We start from the raw sequence: 2,274 nt of genomic DNA on the forward strand, positions 1-2,274 counted from the left end.
CGTGCCGGCGCGCAGCCCGGCGCGTACCTCGGGCTCGGCGGTGAGCCGGTGCAGCAGCAGGGTGAGGAACTGAGAGGTGGTCTCCTGGCCGGCCACCAGCAGGAAGAACAGCGCGCCGACCACCACGTCGGGGGAGTGCCCGTCGGCGCGCAGCGCGGCGGCCAGCCCGCCCCCCGGTGGCGGCGAAGTCACGCAGCACGGTGTGGAACCGGCCCACCTCGGCGGCGAGGACGAGCTGACGGTCGGCGTCCAGCGGCGCCCAGAACAGCTCCAGCGCGGCCCGGGCGAAGTCCTTCACCGCGCCGACCGGGGCGTCCGGCAGCTCGACGAGCCGGGCCAGCACCAGCAGCGGCAGGTCGGCGGCGAGCTCGGCGTACAGGTCGACCGGTTCGCCCGCGTCGAGCGCGCCGGCCAGCCCGGTCAGCCGCCGCCGGACCAGCCCGGTCAGCCAGGGCTGCTGCGCGGCCACCCGGTTCGGGTGCAGGGCCTCCGCCACGATTCCCCGGATCGCCGGGTGGCTGGGGGTGGAGTTGTTCGCCAGCGTCGCCGGCAACCGGAACCGGTGCCCGGCGAGCACCCGCAGCGCGGCCACCGGGACCGGGGTCACCGCGTCCAGGGCGTTGTCCGGCCGCCAGGTGTCCGGGTCGGCGAGGACCTGCCGCACCAGCGCGTGCCGGGTGACCACCAGGTGGTCCACGCCGACGTGGTCGGCGACGGTGGCCACGTCCGGCCACCGCTCGTCGACGGACTCCCCCCAGCCCCGGAACAGCACGCCGACACGCTAGCGGGCGGCTCCCGGCGGGGCCGGGTCCAGCTCCCAGACGGTGGTGCGCTTCACCCGTACGCTCTCCAGCGCCTCCGGCACCGGCACGTCGTAGGCGGCCAGCTCGCGGAACCGCTGGCGGGGCAGGAAGGCCCGCCCCGGGTCGCCGACCAGCACCCGGGCGCCGGAGCGGGCGGCCCGCAGCAGGAAGCGCAGCACCCGCCGGGCCATCGCCTCGCTGTAGAAGACGTCCCCGGCGAGCACCACCTCGGCGTCCCCGGCGTCGGCGTCGAGGATGTCGCCGAACTCGGCGTCGACGTGTACCCCGTTGGCCTCGGCGTTGAGCGCGACGGCGGCCACCGCCCGCTCGTCGACCTCGACGGCGCGGACGGCGGTCGCGCCGGCCCGGGCGGCGGCGATGGCGACCAGGCCGGAGCCCGACGCCAGGTCCAGCACCCGGCGGCCGGCCACCAGCTCCGGATGGTCGGTGACGTAGCGGGCCAGCGCCTGGCCACCGGCCCATGCGAAGGCCCAGAACGGCGGCGGCTGGGAGCTGCGGAACTCGCCCTCGGTCAGTTCCCAGAGCCCGATCGGCTCGTCGGCCTGGTGCAGCCGCACCTCCGGTACGAAGGTCACCGGGGCGAGGCGGGCGTGCAGCCGGACGAAGGCCGCGGAGAGATCGGACACCCGGGGATTGTCTCCCGGGGCGGTTCCCGGGCGTGTCGCGGGGCGGGCGTGACCGGTTCACCACCCAGCGTGATAACCCGACCTGTACTTCACGGTTCGTGCGAACACGCCCGTCTACCGGCTTCCCGGCACCCCTCATAGCGTTGCCAGGTGGATGCGACCGACGGGAGGGCGAGGCGGTGGTGACGGTGTGGCGGAACGCGCTGCGGGCCGGGGTGGTGCTGGCCTGCCTGTCCGTGACGGGGCTGGCCGCGCCCGTGCCGGCCTCGGCGGCGGACGGCTTCGCCACCGAGCTGAGCGGCCTACCGGACGAGTTCAGCGCCGGCGACCAGGCCAGCACCCTCTCCGCGGTGGTGTCGCGCAACGACGGCGGCCGGTGCGTGAAGGTCCGGTGGTCGATGGTGCTCAGCGTGCGGGGCCTGCGGCTGGACCAGGTGAAGGTGGACCGGGTGGAGGACTCGGGCAGCTTCCCGTTGCAGATCCAGACCGAGGGGGACATCGCCCGGCTCACCGACCGTCAGCTCGACCCGGGCACGCTCTGCCCGGACCGGACGGTCACCGCCCGCTACCGGGTGGCCTTCGCCGAGGACGTCGACCGGGGACGGGTCACTCTGGCTGCCGAGGCGTACGACGCCAACCTGCGGCTGCTCGCCCGGCAGAGCGCCACCCGCGACGTGGTCGGCCTGCTCGCCGCCGAGGCGTCCGCCACACCGGAGCCGAGCGGCTCGGCCGTGGCCGTCGACCCGACCGAGCCCGTCGACGCGTCGGCCGAGCCGACCGAGGAGGCGGTGGCGCAGCTGCCGCCGGCGGCCGGGCGTCCGGTG

General features: G+C 75.9%; 1 protein-coding gene and 2 pseudogenes. 1 reads left to right on the forward strand and 2 read right to left on the reverse strand.

Annotation, left to right across the window (positions count from 1 at the left end):
• Nucleotides 1-780, reverse strand: a pseudogene (locus JNW89_RS35195) (cytochrome P450); the annotation flags it as partial.
• 1 nt (nucleotide 781) lies between these two features.
• A complete protein-coding gene (locus JNW89_RS35200; RefSeq protein WP_238452312.1) occupies nucleotides 782-1,450 on the reverse strand; it encodes a methyltransferase in 669 nt (222 codons plus the stop codon).
• A 182-nt stretch (nucleotides 1,451-1,632) separates the two neighbouring features.
• Between JNW89_RS35200 and JNW89_RS35205 the strand changes: the two are divergent.
• Nucleotides 1,633-2,274, forward strand: a pseudogene (locus JNW89_RS35205) (hypothetical protein); the annotation flags it as partial.

This window comes from Micromonospora sp. 4G55 (assembly GCF_016803375.1).